The 18,465-nt window shown below is 71.9% G+C and carries 17 protein-coding genes and 1 pseudogene; 9 read left to right on the top strand and 9 right to left on the bottom strand.

The genetic code is table 11. The features are described from left to right. The first annotated feature begins 114 nt into the window (after positions 1–114). Together ACIRO3_RS15050 and ACIRO3_RS15045 are read left to right on the top strand one after the other, a co-directional pair. Positions 115–765: a GntR family transcriptional regulator gene (locus tag ACIRO3_RS15050; protein ID WP_361770551.1), complete on the top strand. Its 651-nt coding sequence runs from the start codon at positions 115–117 to the stop codon at positions 763–765. Continuing rightward, positions 762–2,141 (top strand): nitrate/nitrite transporter, encoded by a 1,380-nt coding sequence (locus ACIRO3_RS15045; RefSeq protein WP_404136521.1) that lies wholly within the window; start codon positions 762–764, stop codon positions 2,139–2,141. Before ACIRO3_RS15050 ends, ACIRO3_RS15045 begins: the two co-directional genes overlap by 4 nt. Positions 2,142–2,239: 98 nt before the next feature. Here ACIRO3_RS15045 and ACIRO3_RS15040 read toward each other — a convergent pair whose 3' ends face one another. After that, on the bottom strand, positions 2,240–3,064 hold the full coding sequence (locus ACIRO3_RS15040; protein ID WP_404136518.1) for a maleylpyruvate isomerase family mycothiol-dependent enzyme: 825 nt from the start codon (positions 3,062–3,064) through the stop codon (positions 2,240–2,242). 137 nt (positions 3,065–3,201) lie between these two features. Here ACIRO3_RS15040 and ACIRO3_RS15035 point away from each other — a divergent pair, with 137 nt between their 5' ends. Next, positions 3,202–3,981 (top strand): carbon-nitrogen family hydrolase, encoded by a 780-nt coding sequence (locus ACIRO3_RS15035; protein WP_404136516.1) that lies wholly within the window; start codon positions 3,202–3,204, stop codon positions 3,979–3,981. 62 nt (positions 3,982–4,043) lie between these two features. Beyond that, positions 4,044–4,448, top strand: a complete 405-nt coding sequence (locus ACIRO3_RS15030) for a hypothetical protein (protein ID WP_404136513.1) — start codon at positions 4,044–4,046, stop codon at positions 4,446–4,448. Positions 4,449–4,514: 66 nt separating this feature from the next. Here the strand turns inward: ACIRO3_RS15030 and ACIRO3_RS15025 are convergent, their stop codons facing one another. Next, on the bottom strand, positions 4,515–5,012 hold the full coding sequence (locus ACIRO3_RS15025; RefSeq protein ID WP_361770536.1) for an LURP-one-related family protein: 498 nt from the start codon (positions 5,010–5,012) through the stop codon (positions 4,515–4,517). Positions 5,013–5,044: 32 nt separating this feature from the next. Here ACIRO3_RS15025 and ACIRO3_RS15020 point away from each other — a divergent pair, with 32 nt between their 5' ends. Both ACIRO3_RS15020 and ACIRO3_RS15015 read left to right on the top strand, forming a co-directional pair. Next, positions 5,045–5,893 (top strand): hypothetical protein, encoded by an 849-nt coding sequence (locus ACIRO3_RS15020; protein WP_404136509.1) that lies wholly within the window; start codon positions 5,045–5,047, stop codon positions 5,891–5,893. Positions 5,894–6,172: 279 nt separating this feature from the next. Further along, positions 6,173–8,005 (top strand): NHL domain-containing thioredoxin family protein, encoded by a 1,833-nt coding sequence (locus ACIRO3_RS15015; RefSeq protein ID WP_404136506.1) that lies wholly within the window; start codon positions 6,173–6,175, stop codon positions 8,003–8,005. Between the two features lie 22 nt (positions 8,006–8,027). Here ACIRO3_RS15015 and ACIRO3_RS15010 read toward each other — a convergent pair whose 3' ends face one another. From ACIRO3_RS15010 to ACIRO3_RS14990, 5 genes are all read right to left on the bottom strand, one after another. Next, positions 8,028–8,870, bottom strand: coding sequence for an alpha/beta fold hydrolase (locus ACIRO3_RS15010; RefSeq protein WP_404136503.1), 843 nt, complete (start codon positions 8,868–8,870; stop codon positions 8,028–8,030). 116 nt (positions 8,871–8,986) lie between these two features. Further along, the gene (locus tag ACIRO3_RS15005) at positions 8,987–10,282 is read right to left on the bottom strand and encodes a M18 family aminopeptidase (RefSeq protein WP_361770521.1); all 1,296 of its coding nucleotides are present in this window, start codon (positions 10,280–10,282) and stop codon (positions 8,987–8,989) included. 101 nt (positions 10,283–10,383) lie between these two features. After that, the gene (locus tag ACIRO3_RS15000) at positions 10,384–11,121 is read right to left on the bottom strand and encodes a hypothetical protein (protein WP_361770518.1); all 738 of its coding nucleotides are present in this window, start codon (positions 11,119–11,121) and stop codon (positions 10,384–10,386) included. A gap of 132 nt (positions 11,122–11,253) precedes the next feature. Further along, positions 11,254–13,080, bottom strand: coding sequence for an acyl-CoA dehydrogenase (locus tag ACIRO3_RS14995; RefSeq protein WP_361770515.1), 1,827 nt, complete (start codon positions 13,078–13,080; stop codon positions 11,254–11,256). A 117-nt stretch (positions 13,081–13,197) separates the two neighbouring features. Beyond that, complete coding sequence (locus tag ACIRO3_RS14990) at positions 13,198–13,932, bottom strand: hypothetical protein (RefSeq protein WP_404136499.1); 735 nt, start codon at positions 13,930–13,932, stop codon at positions 13,198–13,200. Between the two features lie 110 nt (positions 13,933–14,042). On the opposite strand from ACIRO3_RS14990, the gene ACIRO3_RS14985 reads away from it, so the two are divergent. Then, entirely contained in the window at positions 14,043–14,918 is an 876-nt protein-coding gene (locus ACIRO3_RS14985; protein WP_404136496.1) for a Scr1 family TA system antitoxin-like transcriptional regulator, read from the top strand. Positions 14,919–15,018: 100 nt separating this feature from the next. Next, the gene (locus ACIRO3_RS14980; RefSeq protein ID WP_365997284.1) at positions 15,019–15,477 is read left to right on the top strand and encodes an SseB family protein; all 459 of its coding nucleotides are present in this window, start codon (positions 15,019–15,021) and stop codon (positions 15,475–15,477) included. Between the two features lie 203 nt (positions 15,478–15,680). Here ACIRO3_RS14980 and ACIRO3_RS14975 read toward each other — a convergent pair whose 3' ends face one another. Next, positions 15,681–16,232: a hypothetical protein gene (locus tag ACIRO3_RS14975; RefSeq protein ID WP_404136493.1), complete on the bottom strand. Its 552-nt coding sequence runs from the start codon at positions 16,230–16,232 to the stop codon at positions 15,681–15,683. A 163-nt stretch (positions 16,233–16,395) separates the two neighbouring features. Here ACIRO3_RS14975 and ACIRO3_RS14970 point away from each other — a divergent pair, with 163 nt between their 5' ends. Beyond that, entirely contained in the window at positions 16,396–17,358 is a 963-nt protein-coding gene (locus tag ACIRO3_RS14970; RefSeq protein WP_404136490.1) for a pirin family protein, read from the top strand. A 104-nt stretch (positions 17,359–17,462) separates the two neighbouring features. Here ACIRO3_RS14970 and ACIRO3_RS14965 read toward each other — a convergent pair. Further along, positions 17,463–18,422 (bottom strand): annotated as a pseudogene (locus ACIRO3_RS14965) (AI-2E family transporter). Between the last annotated feature and the right edge of the window lie 43 nt (positions 18,423–18,465).

Genomic DNA, 18,465 nt, shown 5'->3' with positions numbered 1-18,465 from the left:
TCGGTGCAGCGAGGGGGCCGTCGTCTCGTCCCCGCCCTCCGTGGACCCGCCCGCCGCTGTCCGGATGGTGGACGGAGGAGGTCGTTGCACGCTTCATGTATCTATCCTGTGCGCATGCCATCCTCCGCCACCGCCGTGACCGCCGCCGACCGTGTCTACCGGCACGTCAAACAGGGCGTGCTGGACCGCCGCTTCGAAGGCGGCGTCCTGCTCACGGAGGGCGAGGTCGCCGAGGCCGTCGGCGTGTCCCGCACGCCGGTGCGCGAGGCGCTGCTGCGGCTGGAGACCGAGGGGCTGCTGAAGCTGTACCCGAAGAAGGGCGCGCTGGTGCTGCCGGTCTCCGTGCAGGAGATCGCGGACGTCATCGAAACCCGGTTGCTGGTCGAGGAGTTCACGGCGCGCAAGGCCGTGCCCGCGCCGCCCGCCCTGCTGGACCGGCTCGCCGCGCTCATCGAGGAGCAGCGCCGACACGCCGCCGAGGGCGACCTGGTCGCGCTGATGGCCGCGGACCGCGGCTTCCACGCCGAGATCGTGCGCCACGCCGGCAACCAGATCCTGTGCCGGCTCTACGACCAGCTCCGGGACCGCCAACTGCGCATGGGAGTAGCCCTGTTGCACGCCCATCCCGAACGGGTGGAGCGCACGCTCGTCGAACACACCGAGATCCTGGACGCGTTGCGCTCCGGGGACGCGGACACCGCGGCCACCGCCGTACGGGCCCACGTGGGCCGAGTCGAGGCGCTGGTGCGGGGGGACGCGCGATGACCGCCCCCGTGCCCGCCCCGCGGACCAACCTGCCCCTGGATCCCCCCGGCGGGCGGAAGGCCGTCGCCGTCTGGTCGATCGGCGTCGCCGTCTACTTCGTCGCGGTCATCTTCCGTACCAGCCTGGGCGTCGCCGGCCTCGAAGCCGCGGACCGCTTCCACGTCAACGCGTCGGCCCTCTCGACCTTCTCGCTCCTCCAACTGCTGGTGTACGCGGGCATGCAGATACCCGTCGGCCTGATGGTGGACCGGCTCGGCACCAAGAAGGTGCTGACGCTGGGCGCGGTGCTGTTCACCGCCGGACAGATCGGCTTCGCCCTGTCCCCCTCCTACGGGATGGCACTGGCCGCGCGCGCCCTGCTCGGCTGCGGTGACGCCATGACGTTCATCTCCGTGCTGCGGCTCGGGACCCGCTGGTTCCCGGCCCGGCGCGGCCCCCTGATGGCGCAACTCGCCGGGCTGGTCGGCATGGCCGGGAACCTGGTCTCCACGCTGGTGCTGGCGCCCGTGCTGCACGGTGTCGGCTGGGTGCCCGCCTTCGCGGGCAGCGCGGTGGCGGGGCTGATCGTGCTGGTCCCGCTGACGCTGTTCCTGCGGGACCACCCGGAGGGGCACGCGCCCGCCCCGGTGACCGCCTCCGGGCCGCCGGGCGCGGGCGGGTTCGTACGCCGCCAGATCGCCGCGTCCTGGCGGGAGCCCGGTACCCGGCTCGGGCTGTGGGTGCACTTCACCACCCAGTTCCCGGCGATGGTGTTCCTGCTGCTGTGGGGCATGCCGTTCCTGGTCGAGGCACAGGGCCTGTCGCGGACCACCGCCGGCGGGCTGCTCACCCTGGTCGTCGCCGCGAACATGGGCTTCGGGCTGCTCTACGGCCAGCTCGTCGGGCGCCGCCAGTCCGCGCGGATCCTGCTGGCACTGGGCACGGTGGGGGCGACGGCCCTGATGTGGGCGTCGGTCCTGGTGTACCCGGGCGACCGGGCCCCGATGTGGCTGCTGGTCGTCCTGTGCGTGGTGCTGGGCACCTGCGGACCGGCCTCGATGATCGGATTCGACTTCGCGCGGCCGGCGAACCCGGCCGAACGGCAGGGGACGGCCTCCGGGATCACCAACATGGGCGGCTTCCTCGCCTCGATGACCACCCTGCTCGCCGTCGGCGTCCTGCTCGACGCCACCGGCGACAACTACCGGATCGCCTTCTCGTCGGTGTTCTTCCTGGAGGTGCTGGGCATCACCCAGATCCTCCGGCTGCGGGGGCGGGCACTGGCCCGGGAAAGGGAACGCGCCCACGACCGTCGGCCCGTCGCCACGGCCCCGTCCGGCGAACCCGACCCGTCGAGCCCCTCCGGTCCCGTCGCCCCGGCGTCCGCGTCGGCGTGAACCGGCCGGTGGCAGGGGGCCTGGGAGCGCGGGGTCACCGGTTCGCGGGGTCACCGGTTCACGGGGTCAGGGGATCACGGAGTCAGGGGGTAAAGGGATCACGGGGTCACGGAGAAGTGCGCCAGGATCGCTTCCGCCAGGTCGGGGTCGCCCTCGACCTTCACCCGGTCGGCGACGGCGCGCGGCCGTACCCGACCCCCCGCGAGACGGACGTACGTCTCCCAGTCCATCGTCAGCGTCACGGCCGGCCCGAGCGACGGCGCCTTGTCCAGGGTCCCCTGTCCCGCCGCGTCCACCCGTACCGTCCGCATGAACTCCAACGCGCCGTGCACGTCCAGCACCACGGCGGAGTTCGCGGGCGCCCCCGCCTTCTTCGCCACCACCTTCGGCAGCCCGCTCAGCAGCATGTCCCGTGCCACGTACGCGCCCGGCGAGTCCCAGTTGCCCGGCGCGCCCAACGCCGCTCGCAGGTCCTGCTCGTGCACCCACACGTCGTACGCCCGCAGCCGCAACGCCTCCTCCAGCGTCACCTGCTCGCCCAGCGGACCGCGCACCATCGTGGCCGGGTCCCGCTTCTCGTTGCGCAACTGCCGCGCCCGACGGATGACGGTGTACTCCAGCTCCGAGGTCATCTCCGGCGCGGTGTGGTGGCGCCGCACGTCAACCTGCACTTCCATGTACCGGGTGAACTCGTCCACCACGTGCCGCAGATCCCTCGGCAGCGTGTGGATCGGCCGGGGGTCGCCGAGCTGCTCGCACTCGATGCCGATGACGTGTGACACCACGTCACGGACGGACCAGCCGGGGCACGGGGTCGCCCGGTTCCACTCGCGCTCGGGCAGCGGGAGGACCAGCTCGGATATCGCCTCGATGGAGTGGGTCCACGCGTCGGCGTAGGGCTGAAGGCTGGGATGGACGGTCAACGGGACCCCTCGCGTGCTGTTCAGTGGCGCGTTGTGGACTATTCCCAAAACTACGCTGCCGGTGAGCACCCCGGCAGTGCTTTCGTGTGACGATCGTAGGCCCGAGTCGAGGGCTACAAGTCCAGGACGGTGGTAGTGTGCGCGCCTCATTGATCCAAATCGCGGTGAACGACGCGGAGTCGGTGTCCTCCCGGCGGACCCGGGTGGCCGAACTCGTACGGGAGCAGAACGGCTCCGACCTCGTCGTGCTGCCCGAACTGTGGACGGTCGGCGCCTTCGCCTACGAGCAGTTCGAGACCGAGGCCGAGCCGATCGACGGCCCCACCTACGAGGCGATGTCCAAGGCCGCGCGCGACGCGGGTGTCTGGCTGCACGCCGGCTCGCTGGTGGAACGCGCGGGCGACGGCTCGCTCTACAACACCGCCCTCGTCATCTCCCCGGCGGGCGAGCTGGCCGCGACCTACCGCAAGATCCACCGCTTCGGCTTCGACCAGGGCGAGGCGGTGCTGATGGCGGCCGGGGACTCCCTGACCACGGTGGCCCTGCCGGAGCAGACCCTCGGCGTCGCCACCTGCTACGACCTGCGCTTCCCGGAGCTGTTCCGGGGCCTGGTCGACGCCGGGGCGACGACGATGCTCGTCGTCGCCGGATGGCCGGCCCGCCGTCGCTCCCACTGGACGCTGCTGAACCGGGCGCGGGCCGTGGAGGACCAGTCGTACGTCCTGGCGTGCGGGCTGACCGGCACCCACGCGGGCGTCGAGCAGGCCGGGCACAGCCTGGTCGTGGACCCGTGGGGGGAGGTGCTCGCGGAGGCGGGAACCGGCGAGGAGGTGCTCACCGTGGAGTTGGACCCCGCGAAGGTCGCCGAGACCCGCGAGCAGTTCCCGGCGCTCAAGGACCGCCGGATGGGACGCTAGGCCGCCCTTTCGCGGGTATCGGGGCAGGGGCGGGGTCGGTACCGACAGGAAGCGGGCGTGGCGTGCTGGAAGCGGACGGGAACGAGACGGGGCGGGACGACGCCGGGGCCGCCGGGGCGGCGGCCCGGGGCACGCGGGACACCGAGGCCGTGATCGAGGCGGCCCTGGAACCCCACGACCCCGCGGCCGGGGAGGTCGCTGCCCGCGACCGGGTCCGCGCCGAGGCGCAGGGCATGGCCCACCACGAGGCCGCCGCCGCCCTGGAGGACGCGCTGAAGTCCGCCGGTGACCTGTCGCGGGCCGACGCGCCGACCCGGGCGGCGGTCGCGGAGTGGCAGCGCCTCACCGACCTCCTGCTCGACCACGGCGGCCCGTACAGCACCGGGTCGGACGCCTACGTACAGGGACAGCTCACCGCCCGGGACAGCCACAGGCACGACCGGGTGGGCGACCGGTCGGCGGGCTAGCCCGGCGAACGGTCGGCGGGCCGGTCGGCCGGGTCGCGGCTCGTCCGGTCGGTCGCCCCCGCCCGGTCAGTCGTCCTCGTCCCGTTCCTTCTCGGCCATCCGGATCACGCAGACCGCGACGGCGATCAGCAGGGCCGCGTCCGCGTCCTCCCGGACCACGTCGACGGCGTACGTCTCGCGGATCCGGTACCACTGGCGGGAGATCAGCGCGAGCAGCTCCCCGTCGTACTCGACCTTGAACTCGCGGTCGAGGATGCGGCCGCTGACGTCGACCTCGGTGCCCTCGGCCAGCGTGACGCGGTAGTGGTTGCGCAGCAGCGAGAGGCGCTTGCGCCGGATCACGGCGAGACGCCGCTCGTCGCGCTCCAGGGTCATCGCGTCGCGGAAGGAGAACCACTTCTCCCGCAGCGTGATCAGGATGTGCCCGTCCGGGTCCTTCAGCTCCAGGGTGTCCCGCACCCGCAGGGCTTTCCCGTCGACGAGGAAGGCGTGCCGGCCCTCCTCGTCCTCGATCCAGTAGTCGTCGCCGATGGCGAGCACTTTGTCCCGTACGAGGTATTTCATGCGCTGATCCGTGCCCGCGATAGGTTGCGTGCATGCCTCTGCTCTTCGTGACCGACCTGGCGTACCCGGCGCGCGGCCGCCGCTACTGCGACGAGGACATATTCCTCACCTCCCGGCTCCGCGAGCACTTCCCGCTCGCCCTGTGCCATCCGCTCGACGCGGAGCGGCTGATGCCCGGCTTCGACGCGGTCGTGGTCCGCAACAGCGGTCCGGTCCTGCACCACCAGGGGGCCTACGACTCCTTCCGCGCCGCCGCGACGGTCGCCGGGACGCGGGTCTACAACCCGCTGACCGGCCGCGGTGACATGGCCGGCAAGCAGTACCTGCTCGACCTGACCGAGGCCGGCTTCCCGGTGATCCCGACGGTCGACGACCCGGCGCTGCTGCACCGGCTGCCGTCCGTGCCCTCGTACGCGGTGAAGCCCAAGCAGGGCGCGGACTCCATCGGGCTCACCTTCACCGCCGACCCGGGCGGGGTGCCCGCCGGCGAGTTCCTGATCCAGCCGCGCGTCGACTTCGCGTACGAGGTGTCCTTCTACTTCGTCGACGACGCCTTCCAGTACGCCCTGTACGCCCCGGACCCGGACCGCCGCTGGGAGTTGGAGCGCTACGAACCCACCGCGGCCGACCTGGACTTCGCCCGGTCCTTCATCGCGTGGAACACCCTCGACCACGGCATCCAGCGCGTGGACGCCTGCCGCGCCCCCTCGGGGGAACTGCTGCTGGTCGAGCTGGAGGACCTGAACCCGTACCTGTCCCTGGACCTGCTCCCGGAGCCGGTCCGGGAGTCCTTCGTGACGGCCCTCGTGGCCTCGCTCAGGACCTTCACGGAAGCCGGCGACCGAGGCCGGACCCGGCGCTCCGGGCCGCCGCGTACCTGATCAACGGTGGCCTGCTCCGACGCGCCTCGGCGTGACCCCGACGGCGGGCCCTGCCCGGCGCGGTCCTACAGCCCGGTGGTGTCGAGTTCGAGGTCGAACGGCTCCGGCAGCGGCACCGGCGTCCCGAAGCTCGGAGAAGACGGTGACGGTCTTCTCCACCCGGTCGACCAGCAGGAAGGCCCCGCCCCGTCGTCACCCGCGCGGGTGTGGCGGGCGGGCCAGGGGGCACCGCCGTACGCGTGTGATCCGGCGTTCACATCAGGATGGCAAGCTTGAAGCATGAACGATGCCGCCCCGGCGCCCACCCCCGCGCCCCGTCGCAGTGCCCGACTCCGTGCCCCCGAGCTGATCGGCAAGGGCGGCTGGCTGAACACCGGAGGCAAGGAACTCAGCCTCGCCGACCTGCGAGGACGGATCGCCGTTCTCGACTTTTGGACCTTTTGCTGTGTGAACTGCCTGCACGTGCTCGACGAGCTGCGGGAGCTGGAGGAGAAGCACCGGGACACCCTGGTGATCATCGGCGTGCACTCGCCGAAGTTCGTGCACGAGGCCGAGCACAGCGCCGTCGTCGACGCCGTCGAGCGCTACGGGGTGCACCACCCCGTGCTCGACGACCCCGAGCTGGCGACCTGGAAGCAGTACGCCGTCCGGGCCTGGCCCACGCTCGTCGTGATCGACCCCGAGGGGTACATCGTCGCCCAGCACGCCGGCGAGGGGCATGCCCACGCCATCGAGCGGCTGGTCGAGGAGCTGGAGGCCGAGCACGAGGCCAAGGGGACGCTGCGGCGCGGCGACGGGCCGTACGTGGCGCCCGAGCCCGTGGCGAGCGATCTGCGCTTCCCCGGGAAGGCGCTCGTCCTGCCGTCCGGGAACCTCCTGGTGTCCGACTCGACCCGGCACCAGCTCGTGGAGCTGGCCCCGGACGGGGAGAGCGTCGTACGGCGCGTCGGCAGCGGGGCGCGCGGCCTCGGACCGGACGCCTTCAGCGAGCCGCAGGGGCTCGCGCTGCTGCCCGACGGTCGGGTGGTCGTCGCGGACACCGTCAATCACGCGCTGCGGACCTTCGACCCGGAGAGCGGGGTCGTCGAGACCGTCGCCGGGACCGGCCGGCAGTGGTGGCAGGGCTCGCCCACCTCCGGCCCCGCCCTGGAGGTGGACCTGTCCTCTCCGTGGGACGTGGCCTGGTGGCAGGGCAAGGTGTGGATCGCGATGGCGGGCGTCCACCAGCTGTGGACCTGGGACCCGGAGTCCGGCACCGTCGAACTCGCCGCCGGCACCACCAACGAGGGGCTGGTGGACGGGCCGGCCGCCGAGGCCTGGTTCGCGCAGCCCTCCGGGCTCGCGGCCACCGAGGACCGGCTGTGGATCGCGGACTCCGAGACCAGCGCGGTGCGTTACGTCCACCGCACCGACACCGGCTACGCGATCACCTCCGCCGTCGGCACCGGTCTCTTCGACTTCGGTCACCGCGACGGGCCCGCCGGGCAGGCGCTGCTCCAGCACCCGCTCGGGGTGACCGCGCTGCCCGACGGCTCGGTCGCGATCTGCGACACCTACAACCACGCCCTGCGCCGCTTCGACCCGGCGACGGGCGAGGTCACCACGCTGGCCACCGACCTGCGCGAGCCCAGTGACGCCGTGCTGGTCGGCGAGGACATCGTGGTCGTCGAGTCGGCGCGGCACCGGCTGACCCGGCTGCGCCTGCCGGAGGAGGCGGTACGGGTCGACGCGGTCGCGCACCGCACGCAGCGGGCGGCGACCGAGGTGGCCGCCGGCCGGCTGCGTCTGGACGTGGTGTTCCAGGCGCCGAGCGGCCAGAAGCTCGACACCCGCTACGGCCCCTCGACCCGGCTGCTGGTCTCCTCGACCCCGCCGGAGCTGCTGGCGGGGGGCGAGGGCCCGGGCAGTGACCTGTTCCGCGAGCTGGAGTGGAACCCGGACGTCACCGAGGGCGTGCTGCACGTCTCGGCGATGGCGGCGTCCTGCGACGACGACCCGGCCAACGAGTACCCGGCCTGCCACGTCCACCAGCAGGACTGGGGCGTGCCGGTGAAGGTCACCGCCGGCGGCACGGACCGCCTGCCGCTCGTCCTCGCGGGGATGGACGACTGACTGACCCGCGGCCCGGGTCCCCTCAGGACTTCAGCAGGACGTCGAGCAGCCGGTCCGCGAACGCGGCCGGCCGCTCGACGCAGCCGACGTGTCCGCCGGGGAACTCCGCCAGTTCGACGCCGAGTCGGCGCGCCAGCGCCTCGGCGGGGCGCCGCAGCAGCAGTCCGCGCGATTCCTCGCCGGCCGCCGGGACCAGCCGGTCGGCGTGCGGGGCCAGCGCGTCGAGGTCGGGCACGTGTCCGGTGAACTGGCGCAGTTGGTGTTCGAGGAAGAACGGCGCGTTCGCGGACATCCGCCGGAACACCTCCGGCGGCGGGGTGTGCGTGGCGGGGGCGCGGCGTTCGCCCCCTGTGCCGGGGCCCGCGGCGCCGTCGTCGCCGCCCGTGCCCGCCGCCATCACGGCCATCGCGGCCTCGACGCCGCGCTCGCGGTGGGCCTGCACGACGGAGGCGAAGAAGCTCCGCTGTTCCGCGGCGTCCGGCAGCAGTTCCACCAGCGGCGGTTCGTGCGCCACCACCCGCCGCACCAGGTCCGGGTGGCGCTGGAGCAGGTCCACCGCGACGATCGCGCCGGCGCTGATGCCGAGGACGTGCGCCGGTTCGTCGGTGATCTCCGCCAGCAACAGCGCGGCGTCGTCGGCCTGTTCGGCCGGGCTCTGGTCCTCGGGCGGTCCGTCGAGCGGGCTGCGCGTGGTGCCGCGCGGGTCGCAGGCAACGACGGTGAAGTGGTCGGCGAGGGTGTCGGCGAGGGGGTCCCACACGGCGGCGTCGGCGCCGCCTCCGGGCAGGAGCAGCAGGGCGGGGCCGGAGCCGCGGGTCTCGTAACGGAGGGTGGCGCCGGGGACCTTGAGCGTGTGGACGTGCATGGTGCCGCAACCTTTCCTAGGGCTTCTAGGTTGCAACCTAGCTCCTCTAGGCTCACGGCGCACGGCGAAAACCCCGCCCCGGACGGATCCGGGACGGGGTCGTGGAGACGGGGCGGTCAGCCCTCCAGGAACGCCACCAGGGCGTTGGCCAGCAGGAACGGATCGTCCGCGCCGCACAGTTCACGCGCGCTGTGCATCGACAGGATCGCCACGCCGATGTCCACGGTCTGGATCCCGTGCCGGGCGGCCGTGATCGGGCCGATCGTCGTGCCGCAGGGAATGGAGTTGTTGGAGACGAAGGTCTGCCACGGCACCCCGGCCCGCTCGCAGGCGTCCGCGAACACCGCGCGTCCGCTGCCGTCCGTCGCGTACCGCTGGTTGACGTTCACCTTCAGGATCGGCCCGCCGTTGGCGCGCGGGTGGTGCGTCGGGTCGTGCCGCTCCGCGTAGTTGGGGTGCACGGCGTGCCCGGTGTCCGAGGACAGGCAGACGGTGCCGGCGAAGGCCCGCGCCCGGTCCTCGAAGGTGCCGCCGCGCGCGAAGACAGAACGTTCCATCACGTTGCCCAGGAGCGGGCCGTCCGCTCCGGTGTCCGACTGCGAGCCGCTCTCCTCGTGGTCGAACGCGGCCAGGACCGGGATGTGGTCCAGCGGCTTGTCCGAGCGGGCCGCGGCCGCCAGCGCCGCGACGCCCGCGTGCACCGACACCAGGTTGTCCATCCGCGGCCCGGCGAGCAGTTCGCGGTCCCGGCCCAGGTACGAGGGCGGCTCGATCGAGTGGACCATCAGGTCCCAGCCCGCCACCGAGCCCTGCGGCAGGCCCTCTTCCTCCTCCAGGAACGCGATCAGGTCGCCCTCCCGGACCTCTCCCAGACCCCAGATCGGCTGCATGTGCCGCTGCTTGTCCAGCTTGAGGCCGTCGACGTTCACCGACCGGTCCATGTGCACGGCCAGTTGCGGCACGCGCAGCAGCGCGCGGTCCACGTTCACCAGGCGGTCGGCGCCGTCGCGCAGCGTCAGCCGTCCGGCCAGGCCGAGGTCCCGGTCCAGCCAGGTGTTGAGCAGCGGGCCGCCGTAGACCTCGACGGCGATCTGCCGCCACCCCTGGGAGCTCATGTCGGGGACCGGCTTGACCCGCAGGTTGGGGGAGTCGGTGTGCGCGCCGACGATGCGGAACGGGGTGTGCGCGGAGGCGCCCTCCGGCACGTACCAGGCGACGATCGCGCCGCCGCGGAGCACGAACCTGCCTCCCGAGCCCGCGTCCCAGGCGTCCGTTTCCGACACCTGCACAAACCCTGCCTCCTCCAACCGCGCCGCGGCGTTGGCCACGGCGTGGTACGGCGACGGACTCGCCGTCAGGAAGGTCATCAGATCGTCGGTGTGGCCGCGATCGAAGCGGGTGGGAGAGCTCATGTGGTTCACCTTAACGACGGTCGTGTTCGCCTTGGCCGGGCTGCGGCGGATGGCAAGGGGTCGGGGCGGCGCGGGATGTGTGGTCCGCGATCCCGTCGTCCTCAGCCCGGCGGACGCTCGAATCTGCGCTGCAACTGCCGACGCTCGCCCCGGCGGATGCGCGGGAGCATCTCGGGGGTCTGTGCCGGTCGCTGCGCGCGTCTTCTGCGTCCGGCGCAGAAGATACAGGCCTCACCCGGCGGGGCGTCGGGGTCGATCGGCGCACCGGGGTGCTCGGAGCACCCCGAGGCGTTCCGCGGCCGGGACAGTTCCCGGGCCACGATGAAGGCGCGGTGCAGGTCGTCCGCCATCCGCACGAACTCCTCCGGCGGGGAGGACAGACCCAGGTGGAAGCGCCGGTCCTCGATCGTGCGGAGGAAGGCGCGCAGCACCTCGTGGGTGTACGGGGGGTCCGGCACGGGATACCCGAGCCGGCGCTGTTCCCCGGCGGCCGGCGCGGCGCCGGCGGGCCGGCCGCCCTGGCCGCGCAGTCCGAGGCGCCGCCGGTCGTTGCAGATCAGGCAGCGGCCCCAGCCGTCGGGGGCCTCGGGGTCGAGGGCGCCGTTGGGGTGCTCGGGGCAGCCGGTGTAGCTCTTGGCGGGCGCCAGCGCGGACGCGGTCTGGAAGGCGATGTAGAGGGCGTCGGCCACGCCGTCGTACTCGGCGGGGTGGGCGCCGTCGTACAGCTCCCGCATGTGGTCGCCGAGGCTGCCCAGGGTCGCCTGCAGCTCCTTGAGGGCGTACGGCCGCCCGGCGGGGACGGAGTACCCCCTGCTGCCGTGCTGATCCTGTGGGCTCATGCCTACGAGCGTCCCATGAACGACCGACAAGGGGAGAACGGCCCCGTGAAAACGGCGCGGGCCGGACCCCGTGACGGGATCCGGCCGTTGCCGCGTACGTACACCGCGTACAGCTGGGGGGCGCCTGGGCGCCTAGAAGGCGGCCTCGTCGAGCTCCATGAGGGTGTTGTCCACCGACTCGGCCAGCGCGCGCTGGACCGAGACGCCGGGGAGGATCTGCGACGCGAAGAACTTCGCGGCGGCGATCTTGCCGGTGTAGAAGGGGACGTCCTTCGTGGAAGCCGTCGCCAGCTTCTCCGCGGCCACGGCCGCGCCCTTGAGCAGCAGGTATCCGACGACCACGTCACCGGAGGCCATCAGCAGGCGGGTGGTGTTCTGGCCGACCTTGTAGATGTTCTTGACGTCCTCGCCGGTGGCGGTGAGGTCCACGATCATCTGGCCGACGATGGCCTCCAGGTCCACGGCGGCCTTGGCGAGCGCGTCGCGCGCCGGGGCGAGGTCGTCGCCGCCGACGGCCTCGGCGAGGAACTTCTTGATCGTCTCGGAGAGCACGTTCAGGGAGGCGCCCTGGTCGCGCACGATCTTCCGGAAGAAGAAGTCCTGGCCCTGGATCGCCGTGGTGCCCTCGTAGAGGGTGTCGATCTTGGCGTCCCGGATGTACTGCTCGATCGGGTATTCCTGCAGGTAGCCGGAGCCGCCGAAGGTCTGCAGCGACTGCGCGAGCTGCTCGTACGACTTCTCCGAGCCGTAGCCCTTCACGATCGGCAGGAGCAGGTCGTTCAGGCCGATGAGCGCGGAGGCGTCCTCGCCGGCGGCCTGCTTGACCTGGATCTCGTCCTGGACGGAGGCGGTGTACAGCACCAGGGCGCGCATGCCCTCGGCGTACGCCTTCTGCGTCATGAGCGAGCGGCGCACGTCGGGGTGGTGCGTGATGGTGACCTTGGGGGCCGTCTTGTCCATGAAGTTGGCCAGGTCCGGACCCTGCACGCGCTCCTTGGCGTACTCCAGGGCGTTCAGGTAGCCGGTGGAGAGCGTCGCGATGGCCTTCGTGCCGACCATCATGCGGGCGAACTCGATGATCATGAACATCTGGCGGATGCCGTCGTGCTTGTCACCGATCAGCCAGCCCTTGGCGGGGTGCTGGTCGCCGAAGGTCATCTCGCACGTGTTGGACGCCTTCAGGCCCATCTTGTGCTCGACGTTCGTCGCGTAGACGCCGTTGCGCTCGCCCAGCTCGCCGGTCTCCCAGTCGAAGTGGAACTTCGGGACGAGGAAGAGCGACAGGCCCTTGGTGCCCGGGCCGTGGCCCTCGGGGCGGGCGAGGACGTAGTGGAGGATGTTCTCCTCCATGTCGTGCTCACCGGAGGTGATGAAGCGCTTGACGCCCTCGATGTGCCAGGAGCCGTCGTCCTGCTGGACGGCCTTGGTGCGGCCGGCGCCGACGTCCGAGCCCGCGTCCGGCTCGGTGAGGACCATGGTGGAGCCCCAGCGCTTCTCGACGGCGATCTCGGCGACCTTCTTCTGCGCCTCGTTGCCCTCTTCGAAGAGGATGCCGGCGAACGCCGGGCCGGAGGAGTACATCCACACGGCCGGGTTCGCGCCCAGGATCGTCTCGGCGAAGGCCCAGATGAGCGAGCGGGGCGAGGTGGTGCCGCCGATCTCCTCGGGCAGGCCCAGGCGCCAGTACTCCGAGTCCATGAAGGCCTTGTAGCTCTTCTTGAAGGACGCCGGGACGGGCGCGGTGTTCGTGGTGGGGTCGAAGACCGGCGGGTTGCGGTCGGCGTCCTCGAAGGAGGCGGCCAGCTCGTTCTCGGAGAGCCGGGTCATCTCGCCGAGGATGGTCTTGGCGGTCTCGGTGTCCATCTCACCGAACGGGCCGGTGCCGTACAGCTTGTCGCGTCCGAGCACCTCGAAGAGGTTGAACTCGATGTCGCGGAGATTCGACTTGTAGTGCCCCATGGCGACGGCTCCGTTAAGGCTCGGGGAGACAGGTTCCTCGTACATACCAATCGGTAACGTCATGATGCTACCCGTCGGTAATAACAAGCAACCCCTTACCGGTGACTGTGACCAGCATCAAGCCAGAGTGACTGGAGTGCCGCCGGAAGCCCAGACCCGTGCGGGCCCGGGATCGCGGGCATCGGAGCGGTCCCGGACCGGTTTCCGGTGTGGTCCGTGGGGGATGGCGGGCCACGGGGGCGGTGCGTGGGGGGTGGGGCTACGGGGGCGGGAGTTCGGCCCAGACGGTCTTGCCGCTGTACGGGCCGGGCCGCACGCCCCAACGGGCGGCCACGGCGTCGAGCACGGCCAGGCCCCGACCGCCCTCGTCCTCGTCCGCAGCCGGCGCAGGACGGGCCACACCCGGGGGTCGGGGTCGCTGACCTCCACCCGGGTGCGGCCGTCGGCCGTGCGGGTGATGGCGAGGGTCACGGGGGTGCCCTCGCCGACGTGCACGATCACGTTGCCGACCAGTTCGCTCACGCAGAGCTGGAGGTCGTGGCAGGGCGCGTCCACGTGCGCCCGCACGGCCCGCCGCAACGCCGACAGCTCCCGCGGCAGCGCGAGCACCCCGGCCCGGAACGGCCTCACCGGCGCGGGGCCCGGTTCAGCGCGGCGGCGAGGGCGCGGGCGGTGGCCGGGTTGCACTGCCCGAGGGCGAGGAGCGGCGAGGAGCGGCGGGGTGCGGTGGGTCGCGGCGTAGGAGGGGAGGTGCAGGTCGAGGGAGGGGAGCGTGATCCCGTGCGCGGTCAGGGCGCTGCGGAGCTCGGTCAGTGCCTCGATGGCGAGGCGGTCGCCGGCGTGGTCGCTCATGGGGGGTCCGTTCCTGTGCGGAGTGTGACGAAGCCCTCACAGCGTGGGGTCGCGGTGCGTACCGTGGGAAGGGTTTGCATTCGCCTACGCGAGGTGTGGAAGGGGTGGGGGTGCCCGCATCCGGAGAGATCGATGGGGCCGCCGGGGTTCCCGAGTTCTACGGCAAGGAACTCCGGTGGCAGCGTGAGAGAGCCGGTCTGACCCTTGAACAGACTGTGCGGGGTTGCTTCTACTCGGTGAGCTTTCTCAGCGAGATCGAGCGGGGTCGGCGCCGCATGCCAGAGGATCTCGCGCAGCACGTGGACAAGGTGCTGGAGACGGACGGGTTCTTCGCCCGCTGCTGTGCGGACGTGCGGAAGGCCCGCCGGCACATCCACGGCCGCTACTTCGCAGAGGTCTTGGAGATGGAGGCCCGTGCGTCCGACATCGTCGAATGGGCGCCCACGCTCATCCCGGGTCCTCTTCAACTGGAGCCGTACATCGAGGCGGTGGTCTACGCGGCGCATCCCCACGTGACACAGGGAGTGCTGAATGAGCGGATCAGGACGCGCAGGGAGCGTGCGTGGGTCATGGAGGACGCCGAGGGGCCCGTCTCGTGGGTCGTCCTGCACGAGTCGATCATTCAGCAACCGATTCTGGGATACGGCGACATGGCGGAGCAGCTCGCCCATGTCGCGGCCGTCGCCCGGCGCCGCCAATTCGTGCCGCAGATCCTTCCTGCCGACGCGGGGGCGCACCCGTTCATGAGCGAGTCCACGTGGCTGATGGAGTTCAGCGGCGCTCCTCCGGTGATGTACACGGAGAGCATGTACACGGGTCAGGTGATCGAAGGGCCAGGGACGGTGCAGCAGTGTCGCAACGCCTATGATCGTTTGCGGGCCGCCGCGTTGCCACCCGAACTGTCCCTGCGGCTCATCGAGTCGGCTGCGGCGGACTACCGGAACGGCAAGCGGCCGCGAGAGTTCTCCTCACGGCTCACGGTGTAGGGCGACATACAAGGCCGTCGGGCCCCGGAGCCTCGCCGGCTGACAGGGTGGTGGCCGGTACCGGCCGGTACGGGGGCAGGGGCTCGGTAGGGTAAGCCGCATGTACGGCTACGACCAGAACCCGGGCGCCCAGCAGGGCTACGCGCAGCCCCCGCCCCAGCAGGGCTACGCGCAGCAGCCGCCGCTGTACCCCGAGCCCTCGCCGCCGTCGCTCGCCGACGCGGTGCGGGCCTTCACGACCGGGTCGCTGTCCGCCGAGGACTTCCAGCAGATCTTCGCCACCTCGAAGGTCTACTGCCCGCGCGGTGACACCCCCGGTTTCCTGGCGCTGCACAACACGCAGCAGCCGGTGATCCCCATGTTCACCACGCTCAAGGAACTGCGCCAGTACGCCGGCAAGGAGTCCAAGTACTTCGTGATCACCGGCGCCGAGGTGATCGATCTGCTGCCGACCGGCTACGGCTTCGTCCTGGACATGGAGGGCGACCACCGGATGGTGTTCGACGCGAAGGCGGTCGAGCAGATGGTCGACTTCGCGATGCGCCGGATGTACGGCTAGTCCGGCCCGCCGCACACGGCCCGCCCCCCACCTCGCATCGGCCCGTCCCGGCACCGCCGGGGCGGGCCGATGTCGTCGCGGTGCGGGCGGGTACCCGGCTCGGGCGTGGGGCGATGCGTACCGGCTCGGGTGCGGTGAGATGCGTACCGGCTGCGGACCGCCTCGGGTGCGGTGAGACGCGTACCGGCGCGGACCGGCTCGGCTCAGGCGCGGTGCGTACGGCGCCGCCAGGCCAGGGCGGCGGCGGTGCCCAGCAGGAGGGTGGGTACGGCCCAGGCCCAGAGCAGGTCGAGGCCCGGGCGGTGGGCCAGGCTCAGCCGGACGCCGGCGAAGGCGACGACGAGGACCACGTAGCCCGTGCCCTCGCCGCCCTCGGTGACTGCGGCCCAGCGGAGCAGCAGGCAGCCGACGAGGCAGAACGCGCTCCAGGTGGCGAGGTACGCCCACGGGGAGCCGGGCTGCGGTGACAACGGCATGCCGGTCGACCCCCAGCGGAAGGCGGCGTAGCCGGCGCCGAAGAGGCCGGCCGCGGTGGCGAGGGACCAGAGCAGGGCGGCGAGTACGGACGGTTGGCTGCGCCCGTCGATCCCGTCGACCCCGTCGATCCCGTCTATCCCGTCGACCCCGTCGAGCCCGTCGCGGCCGTCCCCCTCCGCGCCCCCGACCTCCGCGCTGCCGACCGCCTCCGCGCTGCCCGCTCCCTCATCGCCCGCCTCCGTGGTGTGCCGGCTGCTGTTCCGGTCGGTGTCGTCCACGTGGTGGCCCCCTCGGTCGGTCCTCGTCCCCTGTCCGGTGGAAAGACTCGGGTCAGGGCGTCGGGGTTGACGCGGGAATGACATCGGGCGGCGCGCTGTTCTGCGGGGTGTGGCAGAAAGTTCGAGTTTCAACTAAACTCGACGCCAGAAGGAGGTTCCGACCATGCCTGCAGTGACTGTGGAGAACCCGTTGACGCTCCCCCGTGTCGCGGAGCCCGCCCAGGAGACCGCCGCCCGCAAGGTGCTGGCCGTCACGACCGCCCCGGGTGGTTTCGAGGGCGAGGGGTTCCCGGTGCGCCGCGCGTTCGCCGGGATCAACCACCAGTACCTCGACCCGTTCATCATGATGGACCAGATGGGCGAGGTGGAGTACGCGCCGGGCGAGCCTAAGGGCACCCCCTGGCACCCCCACCGCGGCTTCGAGACCGTCACGTACCTGATCGACGGAACCTTCGTCCACCAGGACAGCAACGGCGGCGGCGGAGTCATCAACGGGGGCGACACCCAGTGGATGACCGCCGGTTCGGGCCTCCTGCACATCGAGGCCCCGCCGGAGTCCCTCGTCGTCTCGGGCGGACTCTTCCACGGCCTCCAGCTGTGGGTGAACCTCCCGGCCACCGACAAGATGATGCCCCCGCGCTACCAGGACATCGGCGGCGGCCAGGTGCAGTTGCTGTCCACCCCGGACGGCGGCTCGCTGCTCCGCGTGATCGCCGGTGAACTGGACGGCCACGAGGGGCCCGGCATCACCCACACCCCGATCACGATGATCCACGCGACCATCACCCCGGGCGCGCAGATCACCCTGCCGTGGCGCGAGGACTTCAACGCCCTCGCCTACGTCCTGGCCGGGCGCGGCACGGTCGGCCAGGACCGCCGGCCGATCCACAAGGGCCAGACGGCGGTGTTCGGCGAAGGCGGTTCCCTGACCGTCCGCGCGGACGAGTCGCAGGACTCCAACGCCCCGGACCTGGAGGTCGTCCTGCTCGGCGGCCGCCCGATCCGTGAGCCGATGGCGCACTACGGTCCGTTCGTCATGAACAGCAAGCACGAACTCCAGCAGGCGTTCGACGACTTCCAGGCCGGCCGCCTGGGCACCGTCCCCACGACGGCGCGCACCCGCTGACCGACCGCCCCACGCGGTCACCCCACGACGAAGGCGCCCCCGGATTCCGGGCGGCGCCTTCGTCGTCCGCGGTACCGGCGTGCGCCGGGTCGGGCCACCAGGCCTCAGGCCGGGGTCGGGTCGTGGTCCGGGGTGGGTGGGGAGCCGTAGCGGGTGCGGAGTTCCGACGCGACGCCGAAGGCGGCGGCCGTGAGGGGGACGGCGAGGAGCATGCCGAGGACCCCGGCCACGCCGGCGCCGGCGGTGATGGCCAGCATGCCCACCGCCGGGTGCATCTGCACGGTACGGCTCTGGATCACCGGCTGGAGCACGTTGCCCTCAAGGACCTGTACGGCGAGCACCACGCCGAGCACCCAAGGCCGAGCACCCAAGGCCGATCACCCATCCCCGGTCGGCGAGGCGACGAGGACGGCGATGGCGCCGGAGAGGAAGGCGCCGAGGTAGGGGATGTAGGCGCCGACGAACACCAGCGCGCCGAGACCGAACGCGCCGGGCACCCGCAGGATCAGCAGGCCGGTCGTGATGCAGACGGCGTCGATCAGGGCGATGAACGTGGTCCCGCGCATGAACCCCTCGACGGCCTCGAACGCCCGCCGGGCCATCGCCTCCACGATGTCGCCGGCCGCGCGCGGCCCCAGCGAACGCAGCGCGCCGGCGGCGCGGTCGGAGTCCCGCAGGAAGAAGAAGATCAGCAGGAGCGCCAGGATCGAGGTGCCGATGACCTCGCCGACGACGCTTATCCCGGCGATCACCCCGGAGGCGGCCGTGCCGCCGAACTTGGCCGGCAGCCCCTTCGCGTTCTCCGCCATGTCCTCCAACGAGGTCCCGGCCGCGCCCAGGTGACGGGTGAGGTCCTCGCCGGCGCGCCGCAGCGAGGCGACGGTCTGGTCACCCGTGTCGATCAGCGCGAGGGTGACCGCGTACGAGACCCCGCCGACGAACGCCACCACGGCCAGGCAGGTCAGCGCGGCGGCGAGGGAGCGGTTGACCTTCATGCGGACCAACCGCCGGTGCATCGGCCCGAGCAGGGCCGTCCCGAGCAGGGCGAGCAGCGCGGGCGTCACGGCGGTCCGGAAGGTGACGCACAACCAGACGAGGACACCCACC

This window comes from Streptomyces sp. NPDC102278 (assembly GCF_044766345.1).
In the GTDB taxonomy this organism is placed as follows: Bacteria; Actinomycetota; Actinomycetes; order Streptomycetales; family Streptomycetaceae; genus Streptomyces.
The sequence above is the reverse complement of the archived record's forward strand: the minus strand, read 5'-3'. Positions and strand labels throughout refer to the sequence as shown.

Excerpts from the sequence above, each read along its gene's own strand:
- ACIRO3_RS15045 (WP_404136521.1), top strand. The coding sequence starts at position 762 with ATGACCGCCCCCGTGCCCGCCCCGCGGACCAACCTGCCCCTGGATCCC.
- ACIRO3_RS15020 (WP_404136509.1), top strand. The coding sequence starts at position 5,045 with ATGCCTCTGCTCTTCGTGACCGACCTGGCGTACCCGGCGCGCGGCCGC.
- ACIRO3_RS15010 (WP_404136503.1), bottom strand. The coding sequence starts at position 8,870 with ATGCACGTCCACACGCTCAAGGTCCCCGGCGCCACCCTCCGTTACGAG.
- ACIRO3_RS15005 (WP_361770521.1), bottom strand. The coding sequence starts at position 10,282 with ATGAGCTCTCCCACCCGCTTCGATCGCGGCCACACCGACGATCTGATG.
- ACIRO3_RS15015 (WP_404136506.1), top strand. The coding sequence starts at position 6,173 with ATGAACGATGCCGCCCCGGCGCCCACCCCCGCGCCCCGTCGCAGTGCC.
- ACIRO3_RS15025 (WP_361770536.1), bottom strand. The coding sequence starts at position 5,012 with ATGAAATACCTCGTACGGGACAAAGTGCTCGCCATCGGCGACGACTAC.
- ACIRO3_RS14980 (WP_365997284.1), top strand. The coding sequence starts at position 15,019 with ATGTACGGCTACGACCAGAACCCGGGCGCCCAGCAGGGCTACGCGCAG.
- ACIRO3_RS15050 (WP_361770551.1), top strand. The coding sequence starts at position 115 with ATGCCATCCTCCGCCACCGCCGTGACCGCCGCCGACCGTGTCTACCGG.
- ACIRO3_RS14990 (WP_404136499.1), bottom strand. The coding sequence starts at position 13,932 with ATGAGCGACCACGCCGGCGACCGCCTCGCCATCGAGGCACTGACCGAG.
- ACIRO3_RS15000 (WP_361770518.1), bottom strand. The coding sequence starts at position 11,121 with ATGAGCCCACAGGATCAGCACGGCAGCAGGGGGTACTCCGTCCCCGCC.
- ACIRO3_RS14995 (WP_361770515.1), bottom strand. The coding sequence starts at position 13,080 with ATGGGGCACTACAAGTCGAATCTCCGCGACATCGAGTTCAACCTCTTC.
- ACIRO3_RS14970 (WP_404136490.1), top strand. The coding sequence starts at position 16,396 with ATGCCTGCAGTGACTGTGGAGAACCCGTTGACGCTCCCCCGTGTCGCG.